Source organism: Pseudomonas sp. 1912-s, assembly GCF_029269205.1.
Classification (GTDB): Bacteria; Pseudomonadota; Gammaproteobacteria; order Pseudomonadales; family Pseudomonadaceae; genus Aquipseudomonas.
On the sequence record NZ_JARIXR010000011.1, the window covers coordinates 73,436 to 87,904 of the forward strand.

Sequence of the window (14,469 nt, forward strand, 5' to 3'; positions counted from 1 at the left end):
CCTGAGCGCTTTTTCAAGGCGGCCCCATGGCGGGGCCACCGTTTTTCAGGAGGCCGGTTTCTCGCCGTACCAACGTGGCGTGTACACCCACTCGCCACCACCGGCCCGGGGGAATACACAGGTGGTGGACGAGCCGATCAGCACCATGGTGCGCATGTCCACTTGCTCCGGGGTCAGTTGCCCCAGGGTCGTGACGCGCAGGGTCTGGCCCGGGCGGCCAATATCGCGGCCCAACACCACTGGCGTCTCGGCCGTGCGGTGCTGCGCGACGATCTCCAGGGCGCGCCCCAACTGCCAGGGCCGTGCACGGGAAATCGGGTTGTAGAACGCCAACGCCAGGTCGGCCTGGGACGCCAGGTCCAGGCGCTTCTCGATGATCGCCCAGGGCTTGAGGTTGTCCGACAGCGACATCACGCAGAAGTCATGCCCCAACGGCGCACCCGCCTGGGCCGCCGTGGCGAGGGATGCCGACACGCCCGGCAGGATCTCCAGGTCGACCTGATGCCAGGCCGGGTCGCTGGATTCGTGCAGGGCTTCGATCACCGCTGCGGCCATGGCGAATACGCCCGGGTCACCCGAAGACACCACCACCACCGAACGCCCTTGCGCCGCCAGCTCAAAGGCGTGACGAGCGCGCTGCATTTCTTCGCGGTTATCGGTGCAATGCTGGATCTGGTCCGGCCGGAATGGCCCGGCCATGCGCACGTAGGTTTCGTAACCCAGCACATCGGTGCAGCGGGCCAGCTCGGCCTTCACGGCGGGCACCATCAGCTCGGCAGCGCCGGGGCCCAGGCCGATGACCGCCAGGCGACCACGGGGGCGACCGATCTGGGACAGTTCCAGAGGGGCGTCGGCGACCGTGATCGCGATGTCCACCTGGGTCGCCAAATCGGCAAAGCGCAACGGTACGCCCAACTCGATTGAAGCTTCATGCAACGACGAATCAGCCATCTGCGTTTCAGCCGCCAGCAGACACGCCAGGGACTGCACGGCGAGCCCTGCGTCCTGCAACGCCGCACGAATGCGGGCGGCCAATTGCGGCCCCGGCTGGCAGGTGACCAACACGTTCTTCGGGTAAATCAGCAGTTCATTAGCCGCAGGCGTGCGCTCGGCACTGCCCACATGAATCGCCAGACGCGCTTGCTGATCCTGCGGCAAGTTGGCTTGGTCCAGCCACGGTGCCGCGCCTTCGATGCGCACCGACTCACCCGCCAGCAAGTCCGACACAAAGCGCTTGCCCAGTTCCAGATCCCCGAGTTGATAACCGCTGGGAGGGTTGAGCAGGCAGGTGCCAAAACGCAGCTCGCCACTGGTGGTGATCGCAGCGGCAACGCCCAAGGCGGCGGCAATTTCCCGCGCCAGTACGTTCACGCCACCGAGGCCGCCGAGCAGCGGCACCACGGCGCTGCCGTCTTCGGCGACCGCCAGCACGGCAGGCTCCACGCCTTTCTCCAACAGCAGCGGCGCCAGCGTGCGGATCACAATCCCGGCGGCGCACAACGCAATGATCGGCGTGCCCTGTTGATATAACTGGCGCACGGCAACGCCGAATTCGGTGTAGGGCTGGTCTGCGCCCTCGACCCGTCCGGCCAGGCCGTGGATCAACGCGTCGGGATACACCTGCTGGATAGCCCGGGCCGTGGCGAGGCTGCCCTGCCCCAGGATGACAATCGCGGGAGCCGTCATCAGCCTTGCCACCTTTCGCCGGGAACAATGATCAGCGAGAAGTACGGCGAGGACGTTGGATCGACCTGGTCCAGGGCGACGATTTTCTGATTGGCCATGGTCGCGCGCTCGACGTACAACGCCCGGCTCGCCAGCCCCAACTCCTCCAATACCTGGCGCACCTTGGTGAAGTTGCGCCCCAGCTTCATGATCACCGCCGCATCGGCATCCGCCAGGCGACGCTTGAGTTCGTCATGGGGCAATACGCCGGAAAGCACCGACAGGCTCTGGTTGCGGTACACCAACGGCGCGCCCAGCACAGAGGCGCCACCGAGCATCGAACACACGCCCGGGATCACCTGGGCTTCGTAACGCTCGGCCAGGCGGTCGTGCAAATACATGTAGGAACCGTAGAAGAACGGGTCGCCTTCGCAGATCACTGCCACGTCGCGCCCGGCATCCAGGTGCGCCGCCACGTCGACACTGGCGGTGTCGTAGAAATCGCTGATCACTTGTTCGTAGGACAACGGCGCCGGCAATACTTCCGTGGTCACCGGGTACACCAGCGGCATCAGGGTTTGCTGGGGCACCAGATGGTCTTCGATGATGCCGAAGGCGTTGCCCTTCTTGCCTTTGGCCACGAAGTACGCCACCACCGGCGATTCGCGCAGCAGGCGCAGGGCTTTCAGGGTAATCAGTTCCGGGTCACCGGGGCCTACGCCCAGGCCAATCAAACGTCCGCGTGCCGGCATTATTCGACCTCCGTGGCCAAGGCGTTCACCGCGGCGGCGGCCATCGCACTGCCGCCCAGGCGGCCCTGCATGATCACGAACGGTACGCCACGGCTGTCTGCAGCCAGCATGGCCTTGGATTCGGCAGCGCCGACAAAACCCACCGGGAACCCGAGGATCAGCGCGGGTTTTGGCGCGCCGGCGTCGAGCATTTCCAGCAGGTAGAACAAGGCAGTCGGCGCATTGCCGATCACCACCACGCTGCCTTCCAGGTGCGGGCGCCACAGTTCCAGGGCGGCGGCGGAGCGGGTGTTGCCCAGCTCGCGGGCCAACTCCGGCACGCTGTCATCGCGCAATGTGCAAATCACCTGATTGTTGGCCGGCAGGCGCGTACGGGTCACGCCTTCGGAGACCATCCGCGCATCACACAGGATCGGCGCGCCAGCGGCCAGGGCTTCGCGCCCGGCCTTGCCAGCACCTTCGGAAAATTGCAGGCCGTCGATGGCGTCGACCATGCCGCAGGCATGAATCACCCGCACGGCGAGTTTTTCCAGGTCGGCAGGAATGCGATCCAGCTTGGCTTCTGCGCGAATGATCGCGAAGGAGTTGCGATAGATCTCCTGACCGTCGCGGATGTAATCAATCATCGGTGTTGCTCCGTGGGTGGGCGCGCAACACGGCGCCCGCCGCTTCAATAGAAAGAGTGCGCGCGTGCAGGCGGCCGAAACCGGGCAGGCCTGCGTCGCGAAAATAGAGGTCGTAGTGGCCGGGGCTCACGGCCAGCAAGGTGACCGGCGCGGTGTGTGCGGCGGCGCAGGAACGCGGGCAGCCGGACACATGCACGCTGTGGCCTGGGGCAAGCGTCGCCAGTTGCAGGGCGTCGGCCTTGGTGTCGGACAGGCCTTTGGCGCAACCGCTGGAACCGGTGCAGGCAATCAGGCGCGCCAGGGGTTGGTCCACTGAACACAGAAAGCCAAGCTGTTCGAGGCGTTCGGTCACAGCCGCCGCATCCCGGATATTGGGCAGTAGCAGGCCTTGCCAGGGCGTGAACCGCAGGGTGGCGTCGCCATGCTCGACGGCCAGTTGCGCGGCACCCCTGAGCATCGCCGAATCCAGGCGGCCCAAAGGGGCGACGGCGGCGACGTAGCGCCGATTTTTTTGGCGCTGTGGATAACTTCCCAGGTGCAGCGGCGCGGGGTTTTCGCGGCGTGAGAAGCCGTCGACAGGCTGCAACGGCAGGTTTATTTGCCTCAGAAAGTTATCCACAGACGTTTCGGCCAGCAGGTGCCGCATGCGGGTGTGTTCGGGCCGGGCCAGCTCAAGGAACAATTCCAGCACCGCCACCACCAGTGCATGCCCCTGCGCCAAAGGCACCGCCGCCAGGGGCGCGTCCTGTGCCGGGCAGCCTGCCAGGCCGAACGCCAATAGCGTCTGGCCATTGGCGTTGAAGGCCGACAACCAGAGGTCGTGGTGGTGTTCGAGCATCGCCAGGGCCTCACCGCCGTCCAGCTGCACGGCGAACTTGGCCGACAGCCCATGGAAACGCGGGTGGGTTTCCAGGGTGGCAAGGATCTCGTCTGCCAACGGTCGGGTATCGAACAGCATGTCGCGGTCGATGCCGGCGCTGGGGCTGAGCATCAGGTTGCGCACATCGTCCCCGGCGGCGCTCCTGGGGCCCAGGTCGGCGGCCAGCAGGGCGGCGATCAATGCGTCCGGTTCGGCGCCGATCCCGCGAATCTGCAGGTTGGCGCGGTTGGTCGCCTCGATCACCCCGCCGGCATAGGCCTGGGCCGCGTCGGCCACGGCAAACGCCTGCTCGGCGCGGATCGAACCGCCCGCCAGTTTGATCCGGCAAATCCCGCCATCCAACGCCTGGACAATACGCAGCAACCCCGGACAAGCCGAGGGGCGCAAGGTATTGGACAGTGGTGGTGGTTTCACAGGGCTACCGGTTCACGGGTAAAGGCGCGGTATTATGCCTGCTTTGTCCGGCGGCATGAAAAGCCTGCCCGTCGGATGTCGTTCAAGGAATTCATATGTCGCCCTGGCTGACGGTAGTAGGCATCGGTGAAGACGGCTTCAAGGGCCTGGGCAGAAACGCCCGGCATGCCATGTTGCGCGCCTCGATAATTGTAGGCGGCCAACGTCAGTTGGACCTGTTGCCGGTGTGTATCCGTGGCGAGCGCGAGTTGTGGCCCAGCCCGTTTTCCCTGGAGCCGGTGCTGGCGCGCCGAGGTGAGGCGGTGTGCGTGCTGGCCAGCGGCGACCCCATGTTCTATGGCGTGGGTGCGAGCCTGGCTCGGCAGATTCCAGCCAACGAGCTATTGATTTTGCCGGCGCCCTCTTCTGTGTCCCTGGCGGCAGCGCGGTTGGGCTGGCCGTTGCAGGAAGTAGTGACGCTGTCGGTGGTTGCCCGGCCATTGGCGGCGCTGAATGCTCACCTCGCTACCGGCGTGCGTTTGCTGGTGCTGAGCAATGACGGCCAGAGCCCGGCGGCTATCGCGGCGCAGTTGGCCGAGCGCGGGTTTGGCGCCAGTCGCCTGAGCGTGTTTGAACACCTCGGCGGGCCGGATGAGCGGCGCATCGATAGCATCGCCCGGGATTGGCCTGGCGAGCCGATTGCCGCGTTGAATCTGGTGGCCATCGACTGCATGGCCGACGCCCACACACCGCGCCTGTCACGCCTGGCAGGGCTGCCGGACTCGGCCTTCAAGCATGACGGCCAACTGACCAAGCGCGACGTGCGCGCCATGACCCTCGCCCGCCTCGCGCCAATGCCCGGCGAACTGCTGTGGGACGTGGGCGCGGGCAGCGGCTCCATCGGGATCGAATGGATGCGTGCTCATCCCAGTTGCCGCGCGCTGGCCATCGAGGCCGACGAAGGCCGGCAAGTGCTGATCGAACACAACCGCGATGCCCTTGGCGTCCCCGGCCTGCAACTGATTCGCGGCACCGCGCCCCATGCACTCGCGGGCCTGGAAGCGCCGAACGCGATCTTCATCGGCGGCGGCGTGACCCGCGACGGCGTGCTCGACACCTGCTGGCACCACCTGCGCCCCGGCGGCCGGCTGGTGGCCAACGCCGTGACCCTGCAAAGCGAAATGACCCTGATGGCCTGGCGCGAACAACACGGCGGCGAGCTGACCCGCATTCATGTGGCCCAGGCCCAGCCGCTGGGGGATTTCGATACCTGGCGCCAGGCACTGCCGATCACCTTGCTGGAAGTGATCAAGCCGCTATGAAACGCATCCTGCTATTGGGCGGCGTGACGGAAGCCCTGGCCATCGCCCGCACGTTGGGCCCGGAGCATATCTATAGCTTGGCGGGTGTGGGGCGGGTGCCTACCGATCTCACCTGTCAGGTGCGGGTTGGCGGGTACGGCGGTGCTGAAGGCCTGGCGCAGTTCATTCGCGATGAAGGCATCGAACTGGTGCTGGATGCGACCCATCCGTATGCCGCGCAGATCAGCGCCAATGCTGCCCGTGCTGCGGGTTTGTGCGGCGTAGCCTGCTGGGCCCTGCGCCGCCCGGCATGGCAGCCACAGGCCGGTGATGACTGGCGCGAGGTGAGTGACTGGGCCGAGTTGATCGAAGCCCTCAAGCCATTCAAGCGACCACTGTTCACCCTTGGCCGCGAACCGTTGCAGCACCTCGATGAAATCCCCGCCGAGCAGTTCTGGACGCTGCGCGCACTGGACGTGTACCCCGGCAATCAACGCTGCGAAGTGATTGGCGCGCGCGGGCCATTTTTGATCGAGGATGAGCGGGCGTTGTTTGAGCGGCGGCAGATTGATGTGCTGATCAGCAAGAACAGCGGCAGCACGGCTACCGAGCCGAAGCTGGAAGTGGCACGGGAGCGTGGGGTGCCGGTGTTGGTGTTGAAGCGGCCGGTGTTGGCGGCGGTGGACCGGGAACTCTTGTCGCTCAAGGAAACACTCATGGCGTTGGCAAATTTCATTCGATAAGTCAGGATCGCTCGCTTGCTTGATTAGTAACCTATTTGTTACCTTCAGGACGGCCAATGATTGAGATTGAAGAATATCGACGCGATAACCAAATCAGCCCGTTCGATGAGTGGTTTTCATCCTTGAATGTAGCGGCAGCAACCAAAGTTTCAACTGCGCTGGTGCGGCTTGAACGGGGTAACACCAGCAACATCAAATGGTTCGAGGGATTCGGCGAATACCGTATTAACTGGGGGCCAGGCCTTCGAATCTATCTGATACAAGAAGGCCACCGATTAATCATCCTGTTCGGCGGTGGCGATAAATCGAGTCAAAAACGCGATATCAAAGTAGTGAAATCGCTGATCAATGAGCATCAGCGTGGCAAGAAATCGGAACAAAAGAGGTAGTCAGCATGGCGCTAACCCGCAGTTACAAACACACCATTGCCGAACGTGCTCAACGCGACCCTGAATTTGCCCAAGCACTCCTGGATGAGGCTGCTACGCTGTTTCTCAATGGCGAACCGGAAATCTCACGGGTAATTCTCCGTGACTTGGTCAATGCGACAGTGGGCTTTGAAGGGCTCGCGAAAGAGACAGCAAAACCTAGTAAAAGCCTGCATCGAATGCTGTCAGCCAGTGGTAACCCCAGTATGGATAACCTGGCTGCAATATTCGCAGTGATTCGGAAAGCGCTAGGTGTCGATATGCAGGTCCACGGCGTCCCTACGGCATAATGTGATCGCACTGCGACACCAAACCACACCGCCCCTTTTTACTTATCCCCCACGATCAGGCTAAATACCCACCTGATCGATTAACCCTACGGATTGTCCGCCATGGCCCGTCAACGCTTTGCAATTGCCTGGATAGCCTGCCTTGCAGTGCTGTTCAATGCGTTTGCCATGCCGCTGGCGAGTGCGATGCAGCAGGCGGACGACCCGGTCAAGCAATTGCTGTGGGGCAGTTTCTGCTCCTCCAATGCCACCAAGCTGACGGCCATTGCCCTGGGCAAGCTGGAAATTCCGGCACCGCAGCAGGACGATCACTCCACCATGCAGCATTGCTGGTGCTGCTCGGGCTCGGCGCCGTTGGTGGCGCTGCCGGGGCATTCGCCCACGCTGTATTTCGCACGATTCGATGCGGTGCAAGACCTGCCGCCGCCGTCATTGCAATCCCCTGCCCCGCGCCAGCAATGGCCGAGCCTTAACCCCCGCGCCTCTCCAACGGTCTGATTTCTTCGCAAGTGAACTGCGTTTAGAACCGTTCTGGAGAACTGCCATGCTTAAATCTTCCCTGCTTCTGGCTGCGTTGTTGCTGCCGGTGTGTGCTGCTGCCAATGCCGAAGACTTCAAGGTCGGCGAACTGGTGGTCAGCGAACCCTGGTCCCAGGAGCTGCCGCCCAACGCGCCGACCGTCGCGGCGTATTTCGTGATTCATAACCAGGGCGAGCATGCGGATCGCCTGCTCAGCGTCGACACGCCCGTGGCCGCCAAGGCCGAGCTGCATGAGCATGTGATGCAGGGCGATCTGATGAAGATGCAGCAGGTGGCCAGCGTCGCGGTGCCGGCCAAAGGTGACCTGACGTTCGCGCCCATGGCCTACCACGTGATGCTGCTGGACCTGAAGGACCGCAGCGTATTGCGCGACGGCCAGCATTTCCCGCTGACCCTGAACTTCGAGAAAGCAGGACCCGTGAAGGTGGAAGTGTCAGTGCAGAAGCAACCGCCCATGGCCAGTCACGAGCACATGCACGCCCAGTAGATAAACCTTCGTGGGCGCCCCACGCGCCAGGTTGTCCCCACACCGCCGTAAGCCAATGAGCCTTATGCGCGGCAGCTGGATCAGCCTGTTCGCCATGCTGATGATCTTTATCGGTCCGCTGATTTCCCAAGCGATGCCGATGGATCATCACGCCGGTATGTCGATGGCAATGTCCATGGACGCCCCGAGCTGCCATGGCGACGCCAAGCCTGCCACCGACCACCACAAGGCCCCCGACGAGCACCATGTGCTTTGGGAAAAGTGCGGCTATTGCAGCTTGCTCTTCAGTTGCCCGGCGCTGCCTGGCAGCGTGTCGTTTGTCACCCTCGGCAGCCCGCCGCCCGCCAATGCCCTCACCCCCGCCCCACGCCTGGGCCATGCCCGGCAAACCGTGTTCCCCGGCGCCCGCAGCCGCGCCCCGCCCATCATCGCGTAAGCCCTTCACACCGTTACTTCACCCCGGCCGACTTTAGACAGACAGCCGCAGGCTGCTGGCCGTGTTGTTTACGAATGAATGATGGAATTTTTCATGTCCAGGTTTTCTGCTGACACCCGTTTGGGATGCACTCCCGTGTTCGCCGTTCTATGCGGCGCGCTGCTGGTTCCACAGGCCCATGCCGACGAGCACGCCGACCACAATGAACTGAGCCCGACGGTGATCACCGCGATCGCCCCAAGCTCCCCCCTGACCGTCGTCACCAACCCCAAGGACCCGCGCCAACCGGTGCCCGCCAGCGACGGCGGCGACTACCTCAAGACCATCCCCGGCTTCGCCCTGGTGCGCAACGGCGGCACCAATGGCGACCCGGTGCTTCGGGGCATGTTCGGCTCGCGCCTGAATATCCTCACCAACGGCAGCATGATGCTCGGTGCGTGCCCGGGGCGGATGGACGCGCCCACCTCCTATATCTCGCCGGAAACCTACGACAAGCTAACGGTGATCAAGGGCCCGCAAACCGTGCTCTGGGGCCCGGGCGCTTCGGCGGGCACGATCCTGTTCGAGCGCGAGCCCGAGCAGTTCGGCGAGCTGGGTACGCGGGTCAACGCGAGCATCCTGGCGGGCTCCAACGGGCGCTTCGATAAAGTCGTCGATGCGGCCGCCGGCGGGCCGTTGGGGTATGTGCGGGTGATCGGCAACCAGGCCCACGCCGATGACTACAAGGACGGCAACAACGACACCGTCGCCTCGCGCTACGACAAGTGGAACGGCGACGTGGCCGTGGGCTGGACCCCGGACGCCGACACCCTGCTGGAACTCACCGCCGGCCGTGGCGATGGCGAGGCCCGTTATGCCGGGCGCGGCATGGACGGCTCGCAGTTCTTGCGCGAAAGCCTCGGGCTGCGCTTCGAGAAATCCAACATCGGCGAAGTGCTGGACAAGGTCGAGGCGCAGGTCTACTACAACTACGCAGACCACGTGATGGACAACTACACCCTGCGCGTCCCGTCGGGCACCGGGATGATGGCCGGGCCCATGGCAGCCAACGTCGACCGCCGCACCCTCGGCGCACGCATCAAGGCCACCTGGCGCTGGACCGATGTGCAGTTGATCAGCGGCCTGGATGCGCAAACCAACGAGCACCGCGAACGCAGCGCCATGGGCATCGACACCTACAAGGACCTGCCCCGCAGCAAGGACGCCAACTTCCACAACTACGGCGTGTTCGGCGAACTGACCTGGTACGCCGCCGACCGCGACCGCCTGATCACCGGCGCCCGCGTCGACCGTGCTTCGGCCAAGGATTTCCGGCAAACCCTCAGCTCCGGGATGATGAGCAGCCCCAACCCCACCGCCGGCAACACCCGCGCCGATACGCTGCCATCGGGCTTTGTGCGCTACGAGCACGACCTGGCCGACAGCCCCACTACCCTGTACGCAGGGCTTGGGCACTCGGAGCGTTTTCCGGATTACTGGGAACTGTTTTCCCCCGACACCGGGGCAGCCGGAGCGGTGAATGCCTTCGACGGCGTGAAGCCCGAGAAAACCACCCAGCTGGATTTCGGCGTGCAATACAAGTCCGCCGACCTCGACGCCTGGGCCTCGGGCTACGTCGGCCAGGTGCGGGACTTCATCCTGTTCGACTACCAGCCGGGAATGATGGGCACCACCTCCCAGGCGCGGAATGTGGATGCGCGAATCATGGGCGGTGAATTGGGTGCGGCGTACAAGCTGACCTCACATTGGAAAGCCGACGCCACCTTCGCCTACGCCTGGGGCAAGAACACCAGCGACGGCAAACCGCTGCCACAGATCCCGCCACTGGATGCACGCTTCGGGCTCACCTACAGCCAGGACGACTGGAGCGCCGGTGCCTTGTGGCGGGTGGTCGCGGCGCAAAACCGCATCGACCAGAACAAGGGCAACGTGGTCGGCAAGGACTTCGACAAGAGCTCGGGGTTTGGCGTGTTCTCGCTGAACGCGGCGTATCGCATCAACAAAAACTTCAAGGTCAGCACGGGCGTCGACAACCTGTTCGGCAAGGCGTACGCCGAGCACTTGAACCTGGCCGGCAATGCCGGGTTCGGCTACCCGGCCAATGACCCGCAAGCCATCAAGGAACCGGGGCGCACACTCTGGACCAAGGTGGACATGAGTTTCTAAGAGCGTCGCAGGCAAGCCGGCTCCCACAGTTGAAATGCATTCCCCTGTGGGAGCGGGCTTGCCTGCGATGGCGGCCTCGATAACACAAAAATTCCAAGCCTTTGCGGAGCAACCCCTGATGAACCCACCAAAGATTTCCTTCTACAACCTGGCCTGGCGCTGGCATTTCTACGCCGGGCTGTTTGTCGCGCCGTTCATGGTGCTGCTGGCCCTGACCGGCATCATCTACCTGTTCAAACCCCAGCTCGACCCGCTGATGTACGGCCACCTGCTGACCGTGCAAAGCGCCGAGCACGCATTGAGTGCCGACGAGCAACTGCAACGCGCCCAGGCCGCCTACCCACAAGGCAAGATCAGCAAATACCTGCCGCCTGCCGACGCCACCAGCAGCGCGCAGTTTGTGATGCGCAACGACGGGCAAGAAGTGACCGTATTCGTCGACCCGTATCGCGGCACCGTACTCGGTGAGCAAGACGCGAAGAACAATCTGCAAGCCATCGCCCGTGCGTTGCATGGCGAATTGATGATCGGCACCGTCGGCGATCGCCTGGTGGAACTCGCCGCCGGCTGGGGCGTGATGCTGGTGATTTCGGGGCTGTATCTGTGGTGGCCGCGAGGCACGTCGGCGGCGGGCATTCTGTGGCCCCGGCTGGGCAGTCGAGGCCGTTTGTTCTGGCGCGATTTGCACGCGGTCGCAGGCTTCTGGGGCGCGGCCTTTCTGCTGGTGATGCTGCTCAGTGGCATGACCTGGACCGGCTTCTGGGGCAAGCAATACGCCGAGCTGTGGAATAAATTTCCGGCGGCGATGTGGAACAACGTTCCGCAGTCCGACCAACAGGCCCGCAGCCTCAACACAGCGAGCCAACAGACCGTGCCGTGGGCCATGGAAAACACGCCGATGCCGATGTCCGGCGACCACGCCGAGCACATGAACCACGCCGGCATGAGCCACGGCCCCGCCGCCCCGGGCATCCGCCTGCAACAGGTGGTAGACCTCGCTCAGTCGCGCAAGGTCGAGCCCGGCTACAGCATCACCTTCCCCACCACCGCCGAAGGCGTATTCACCGTCGCGGTGTTCGCCAACGACCCGCGCAACGACGCCACCCTGCATGTGGATCAATACACCGGCAAGGTCCTCGCCGATGTGCGCTGGGAGCAGTACAACGGTGTGGCCCGCGCCACCGAAATGGGCGTGATGCTGCATGAAGGCAAGATGTTCGGGCCGGTCAACCAGATCATCGTGCTGCTGATTTGCCTGATGATCCTGCTCAGTGCCGTCAGCGGTGTGGTGATCTGGTGGAAGCGTCGTCCACAGGGCGGGCTGGGCGTTCCGCCGTTGCGTCACGACCTGCCGAAATGGAAAACCGCGATGGTGATCATGCTCGGGCTGGCGATTGTCTTTCCGCTGGTGGGCGCCTCGTTGATCGTGGTCTGGGCGTTGGACCGGCTGGTACTTTCACGCGTGTTTGGCCAACGTGAATCTGCCTCAGGTTCAGCATGAAGCAGGCGAGATGCCCTGCTTAGAGGCGTTATGTAGTCTTGCGCGGGCTTTCGCCCACGCCATGCGAAGTGTTATGTTGTAACACTTAGTGTATTTTCCGACTCGCCGCGCCCTGCGGCGAGTACCGCCTCGAAGAAGCGATTTATCGTCCGATGAACAAGTACCTTGCGTCCGGCCTGTGCCTGCTCGCCCTGCAAAACAGCGCCCAGGCCCTGACTCTTCCCGCCAGTGCCGTCTCCGCGCCGGCGGTCGATGACGAGCGCGTCGACCTGAACACCCCGACCACCGCAGGTTCGCGCCTGAACCTTACAGCCCTGCAAACCCCTGGCAGCGTTGAAAGCCAGACCGGCGAGCAAATCCGCGCACGGGGCGATGCCACGGTGCAGGACGCTATTTCCCGCGCCACCGGCATCAGCCGCACCGGCACCCCGGGCGACGGCGGTACCTCGTTGTCGGCACGCGGGTTCACCGGCCAGAGTTCGGTGCTGCAACTGTACGACGGCGCCCGCATGTTCGATGGCGCGGGCACGTCTACCTTCCCGGTCGACACCTGGTCCGTGGAGCGTGTGGACGTGCTGCGCGGCCCGGCCTCGGTGATGTACGGCCAGGGCGCCACCGGTGCGGTGATCAACACGATCCCGAAGAAGCCCTTCGAAGGCGAGATCGAAAACCATATCCGCCTGGGCTACGGTTCTTATGATCGCCAGCAACAAGCCCTCGACAGCGGCGGCTCGCTGACCGACACCCTGAGCTACCGCCTGAACATCAACCGGCTGCGCAGCAACGGTTTCATCGACCGTGGCGAGTCCGGCAGCGACTTCGTCAGCGGCGCCCTGCGCTGGCAGGCAGCCGACAACCTGAGCTTCACCCTGGCCACTGACTACGGCGACCAGACCCCGCAAAACGACTACGGCACGCCATTGATCAACGGCCAGTTGCACAAGGGCCTGCGGGACAAGAACTACAACGTCAGCAACGATATCCAGCACTACAACGACCAGTGGACGCGCCTGACCAGCGAGTGGCAGATCAACGATAACGTCACGGCCACCAACGAACTGTCGTACCTGAAAAACCAGCGCCGCTGGCAGAACGCCGAGAGCTACAACGCTGTCGACGGCGGGCTGGTGCGCCAGAGCTACCTGGGCATCAAGCACAATCAGGAACAGGTCGGCGACCGCCAGACCTTCACCTTCAAGCACGCCCTGTTCGGCCTCGACAGCCAGACCGTGACAGGTGTCGAGTACAACCGCATTCGCTTCCGCCTGGCCAGCAACTCGCCGTTCGATGACGTTACGAATGCCGGCCAGCCGGTGGACATCCTGCACCCGGTGCCGCAGCCGTTTGAAAGTGCCGACCCGTTCATTCCGCAGTCCGTGAGCACCACCAGGCAGTTGGCGGCCTTCGCCGAAAACCGCCTGCAACTGACCGACAAGCTGTCGCTGATCACCGGTGTGCGCCGCGATTACCTGCACATTGATCGTGAAGACCTGACACAGGACCACAACGACTCCAACAAAACCCTCACCGGCAACAACTGGAAAGCCGGCCTGGTCTACGCCATCACCCCGGACACCTCGGTGTACGGCCAGTACGCCACCAGCACCGACGGCGTCGGCAGCCTGATCACCCTGAGCCCGAGCCAGCAGAATTTCGGCCTGTCCACCGCCAAACAGACCGAGATCGGCCTCAAGCAAGCGTTCTGGGACTCGCGCGGCGAATGGACCCTGGCGGCCTACCACATCGTCAAAAAGAAACTGTTGGTCAGCATTCCCGGCACCGACTTGAAAGAACAAGTGGGCCAGCAATCCTCCAACGGCCTGGAAGCCAGCCTCGACCTGCAACTGCCAAACGCCTGGCAGTTGCAAGCCAACGCCGCCATCGTGCGGGCGCAGTACGACGACTTCTCCGAAGTGGTCAACGGCCAGGCCGTGTCCCGCGACGGCAACCGCCCCACCGACGTGCCGCGCCGCACCGCCAACCTGTGGCTGAGCAAAGCGGTGACCGACGACATCCGCGCGGGTGCCGGCGTGCGTTATGTCGACGCGCGTTTCGCCAACACCGCCAACACCAGCGAAGTGCCGAGCTACACCGTGGTGGACGCCACCGTGTCATGGAAAGCCATGCGCAACACGACATTGGGCCTGCAATTGAATAACCTGTTCGACCGCACCTACGCCGTCAGCCAATACAATGACGGCCAGCAATGGATTCTTGGCGAGCCCAGGTCGTTCTTTGTGACGGCGGACTACACCTTCTAA

The 14,469-nt window shown here is 63.7% G+C and carries 14 protein-coding genes; 10 read left to right on the top strand and 4 right to left on the bottom strand.

Annotated elements, in window-relative coordinates:
• Positions 1 to 45: 45 nt before the first annotated feature.
• Genes cobJ through cobG form a run of 4 tightly spaced genes read right to left on the bottom strand, consistent with a single transcriptional unit; the run spans position 46 to position 4,322 of the window.
• Entirely contained in the window at positions 46 to 1,686 is a 1,641-nt protein-coding gene (gene cobJ / locus P3C29_RS16200) for a precorrin-3B C(17)-methyltransferase (protein WP_275964918.1), read from the bottom strand.
• Entirely contained in the window at positions 1,686 to 2,417 is a 732-nt protein-coding gene (locus P3C29_RS16205; RefSeq protein WP_003217336.1) for a precorrin-2 C(20)-methyltransferase, read from the bottom strand. Before P3C29_RS16205 ends, cobJ begins: the two co-directional genes overlap by 1 nt.
• Entirely contained in the window at positions 2,417 to 3,043 is a 627-nt protein-coding gene (locus tag P3C29_RS16210; RefSeq protein ID WP_010174005.1) for a precorrin-8X methylmutase, read from the bottom strand. Before P3C29_RS16210 ends, P3C29_RS16205 begins: the two co-directional genes overlap by 1 nt.
• Positions 3,036 to 4,322 carry a precorrin-3B synthase gene (gene cobG / locus P3C29_RS16215; RefSeq protein WP_275964944.1) on the bottom strand — a complete coding sequence of 429 codons (1,287 nt, stop codon included), beginning with the start codon at positions 4,320 to 4,322 and terminating at the stop codon, positions 3,036 to 3,038. The genes P3C29_RS16210 and cobG overlap by 8 nt, the downstream gene beginning before the upstream one ends.
• Positions 4,323 to 4,432: 110 nt before the next feature.
• On the opposite strand from cobG, the gene cbiE reads away from it, so the two are divergent.
• The 10 genes from cbiE to P3C29_RS16265 all read left to right on the top strand — a co-directional run bounded on the left by cbiE (position 4,433) and on the right by P3C29_RS16265 (position 14,469).
• Positions 4,433 to 5,638: a precorrin-6y C5,15-methyltransferase (decarboxylating) subunit CbiE gene (gene cbiE, locus P3C29_RS16220; protein WP_275964919.1), complete on the top strand. Its 1,206-nt coding sequence runs from the start codon at positions 4,433 to 4,435 to the stop codon at positions 5,636 to 5,638.
• Positions 5,635 to 6,360 carry a cobalt-precorrin-6A reductase gene (locus P3C29_RS16225; protein ID WP_275964920.1) on the top strand — a complete coding sequence of 242 codons (726 nt, stop codon included), beginning with the start codon at positions 5,635 to 5,637 and terminating at the stop codon, positions 6,358 to 6,360. The genes cbiE and P3C29_RS16225 overlap by 4 nt, the downstream gene beginning before the upstream one ends.
• Positions 6,361 to 6,416: 56 nt before the next feature.
• Positions 6,417 to 6,749 (top strand): type II toxin-antitoxin system RelE/ParE family toxin, encoded by a 333-nt coding sequence (locus P3C29_RS16230; protein ID WP_201126046.1) that lies wholly within the window; start codon positions 6,417 to 6,419, stop codon positions 6,747 to 6,749.
• Between the two features lie 5 nt (positions 6,750 to 6,754).
• Positions 6,755 to 7,078, top strand: a complete 324-nt coding sequence (locus P3C29_RS16235) for a transcriptional regulator (protein WP_046485680.1) — start codon at positions 6,755 to 6,757, stop codon at positions 7,076 to 7,078.
• Positions 7,079 to 7,180: 102 nt separating this feature from the next.
• A complete protein-coding gene (locus P3C29_RS16240) occupies positions 7,181 to 7,576 on the top strand; it encodes a DUF2946 domain-containing protein (protein ID WP_010173990.1) in 396 nt (131 codons plus the stop codon).
• Positions 7,577 to 7,622: 46 nt separating this feature from the next.
• Positions 7,623 to 8,105: a copper chaperone PCu(A)C gene (locus tag P3C29_RS16245; RefSeq protein ID WP_010173988.1), complete on the top strand. Its 483-nt coding sequence runs from the start codon at positions 7,623 to 7,625 to the stop codon at positions 8,103 to 8,105.
• A gap of 64 nt (positions 8,106 to 8,169) precedes the next feature.
• On the top strand, positions 8,170 to 8,541 hold the full coding sequence (locus P3C29_RS16250; RefSeq protein ID WP_010173985.1) for a DUF2946 domain-containing protein: 372 nt from the start codon (positions 8,170 to 8,172) through the stop codon (positions 8,539 to 8,541).
• A 93-nt stretch (positions 8,542 to 8,634) separates the two neighbouring features.
• Positions 8,635 to 10,707: a TonB-dependent copper receptor gene (locus tag P3C29_RS16255; RefSeq protein ID WP_275964921.1), complete on the top strand. Its 2,073-nt coding sequence runs from the start codon at positions 8,635 to 8,637 to the stop codon at positions 10,705 to 10,707.
• 118 nt (positions 10,708 to 10,825) lie between these two features.
• Complete coding sequence (locus P3C29_RS16260; protein ID WP_275964922.1) at positions 10,826 to 12,208, top strand: PepSY domain-containing protein; 1,383 nt, start codon at positions 10,826 to 10,828, stop codon at positions 12,206 to 12,208.
• Positions 12,209 to 12,360: 152 nt separating this feature from the next.
• Entirely contained in the window at positions 12,361 to 14,469 is a 2,109-nt protein-coding gene (locus P3C29_RS16265; protein ID WP_275964923.1) for a TonB-dependent receptor, read from the top strand.

Bases quoted from the DNA above. Each gene is read 5' to 3' on its own strand.
- P3C29_RS16250 (WP_010173985.1), top strand. From the start codon at position 8,170: ATGCGCGGCAGCTGGATCAGCCTGTTCGCCATGCTGATGATCTTTATC.
- P3C29_RS16240 (WP_010173990.1), top strand. From the start codon at position 7,181: ATGGCCCGTCAACGCTTTGCAATTGCCTGGATAGCCTGCCTTGCAGTG.
- P3C29_RS16235 (WP_046485680.1), top strand. From the start codon at position 6,755: ATGGCGCTAACCCGCAGTTACAAACACACCATTGCCGAACGTGCTCAA.
- cobJ (WP_275964918.1), bottom strand. From the start codon at position 1,686: ATGACGGCTCCCGCGATTGTCATCCTGGGGCAGGGCAGCCTCGCCACG.
- cbiE (WP_275964919.1), top strand. From the start codon at position 4,433: ATGTCGCCCTGGCTGACGGTAGTAGGCATCGGTGAAGACGGCTTCAAG.
- P3C29_RS16230 (WP_201126046.1), top strand. From the start codon at position 6,417: ATGATTGAGATTGAAGAATATCGACGCGATAACCAAATCAGCCCGTTC.
- P3C29_RS16205 (WP_003217336.1), bottom strand. From the start codon at position 2,417: ATGCCGGCACGCGGACGTTTGATTGGCCTGGGCGTAGGCCCCGGTGAC.
- P3C29_RS16265 (WP_275964923.1), top strand. From the start codon at position 12,361: ATGAACAAGTACCTTGCGTCCGGCCTGTGCCTGCTCGCCCTGCAAAAC.
- P3C29_RS16255 (WP_275964921.1), top strand. From the start codon at position 8,635: ATGTCCAGGTTTTCTGCTGACACCCGTTTGGGATGCACTCCCGTGTTC.
- P3C29_RS16210 (WP_010174005.1), bottom strand. From the start codon at position 3,043: ATGATTGATTACATCCGCGACGGTCAGGAGATCTATCGCAACTCCTTC.
- P3C29_RS16260 (WP_275964922.1), top strand. From the start codon at position 10,826: ATGAACCCACCAAAGATTTCCTTCTACAACCTGGCCTGGCGCTGGCAT.
- P3C29_RS16245 (WP_010173988.1), top strand. From the start codon at position 7,623: ATGCTTAAATCTTCCCTGCTTCTGGCTGCGTTGTTGCTGCCGGTGTGT.
- P3C29_RS16225 (WP_275964920.1), top strand. From the start codon at position 5,635: ATGAAACGCATCCTGCTATTGGGCGGCGTGACGGAAGCCCTGGCCATC.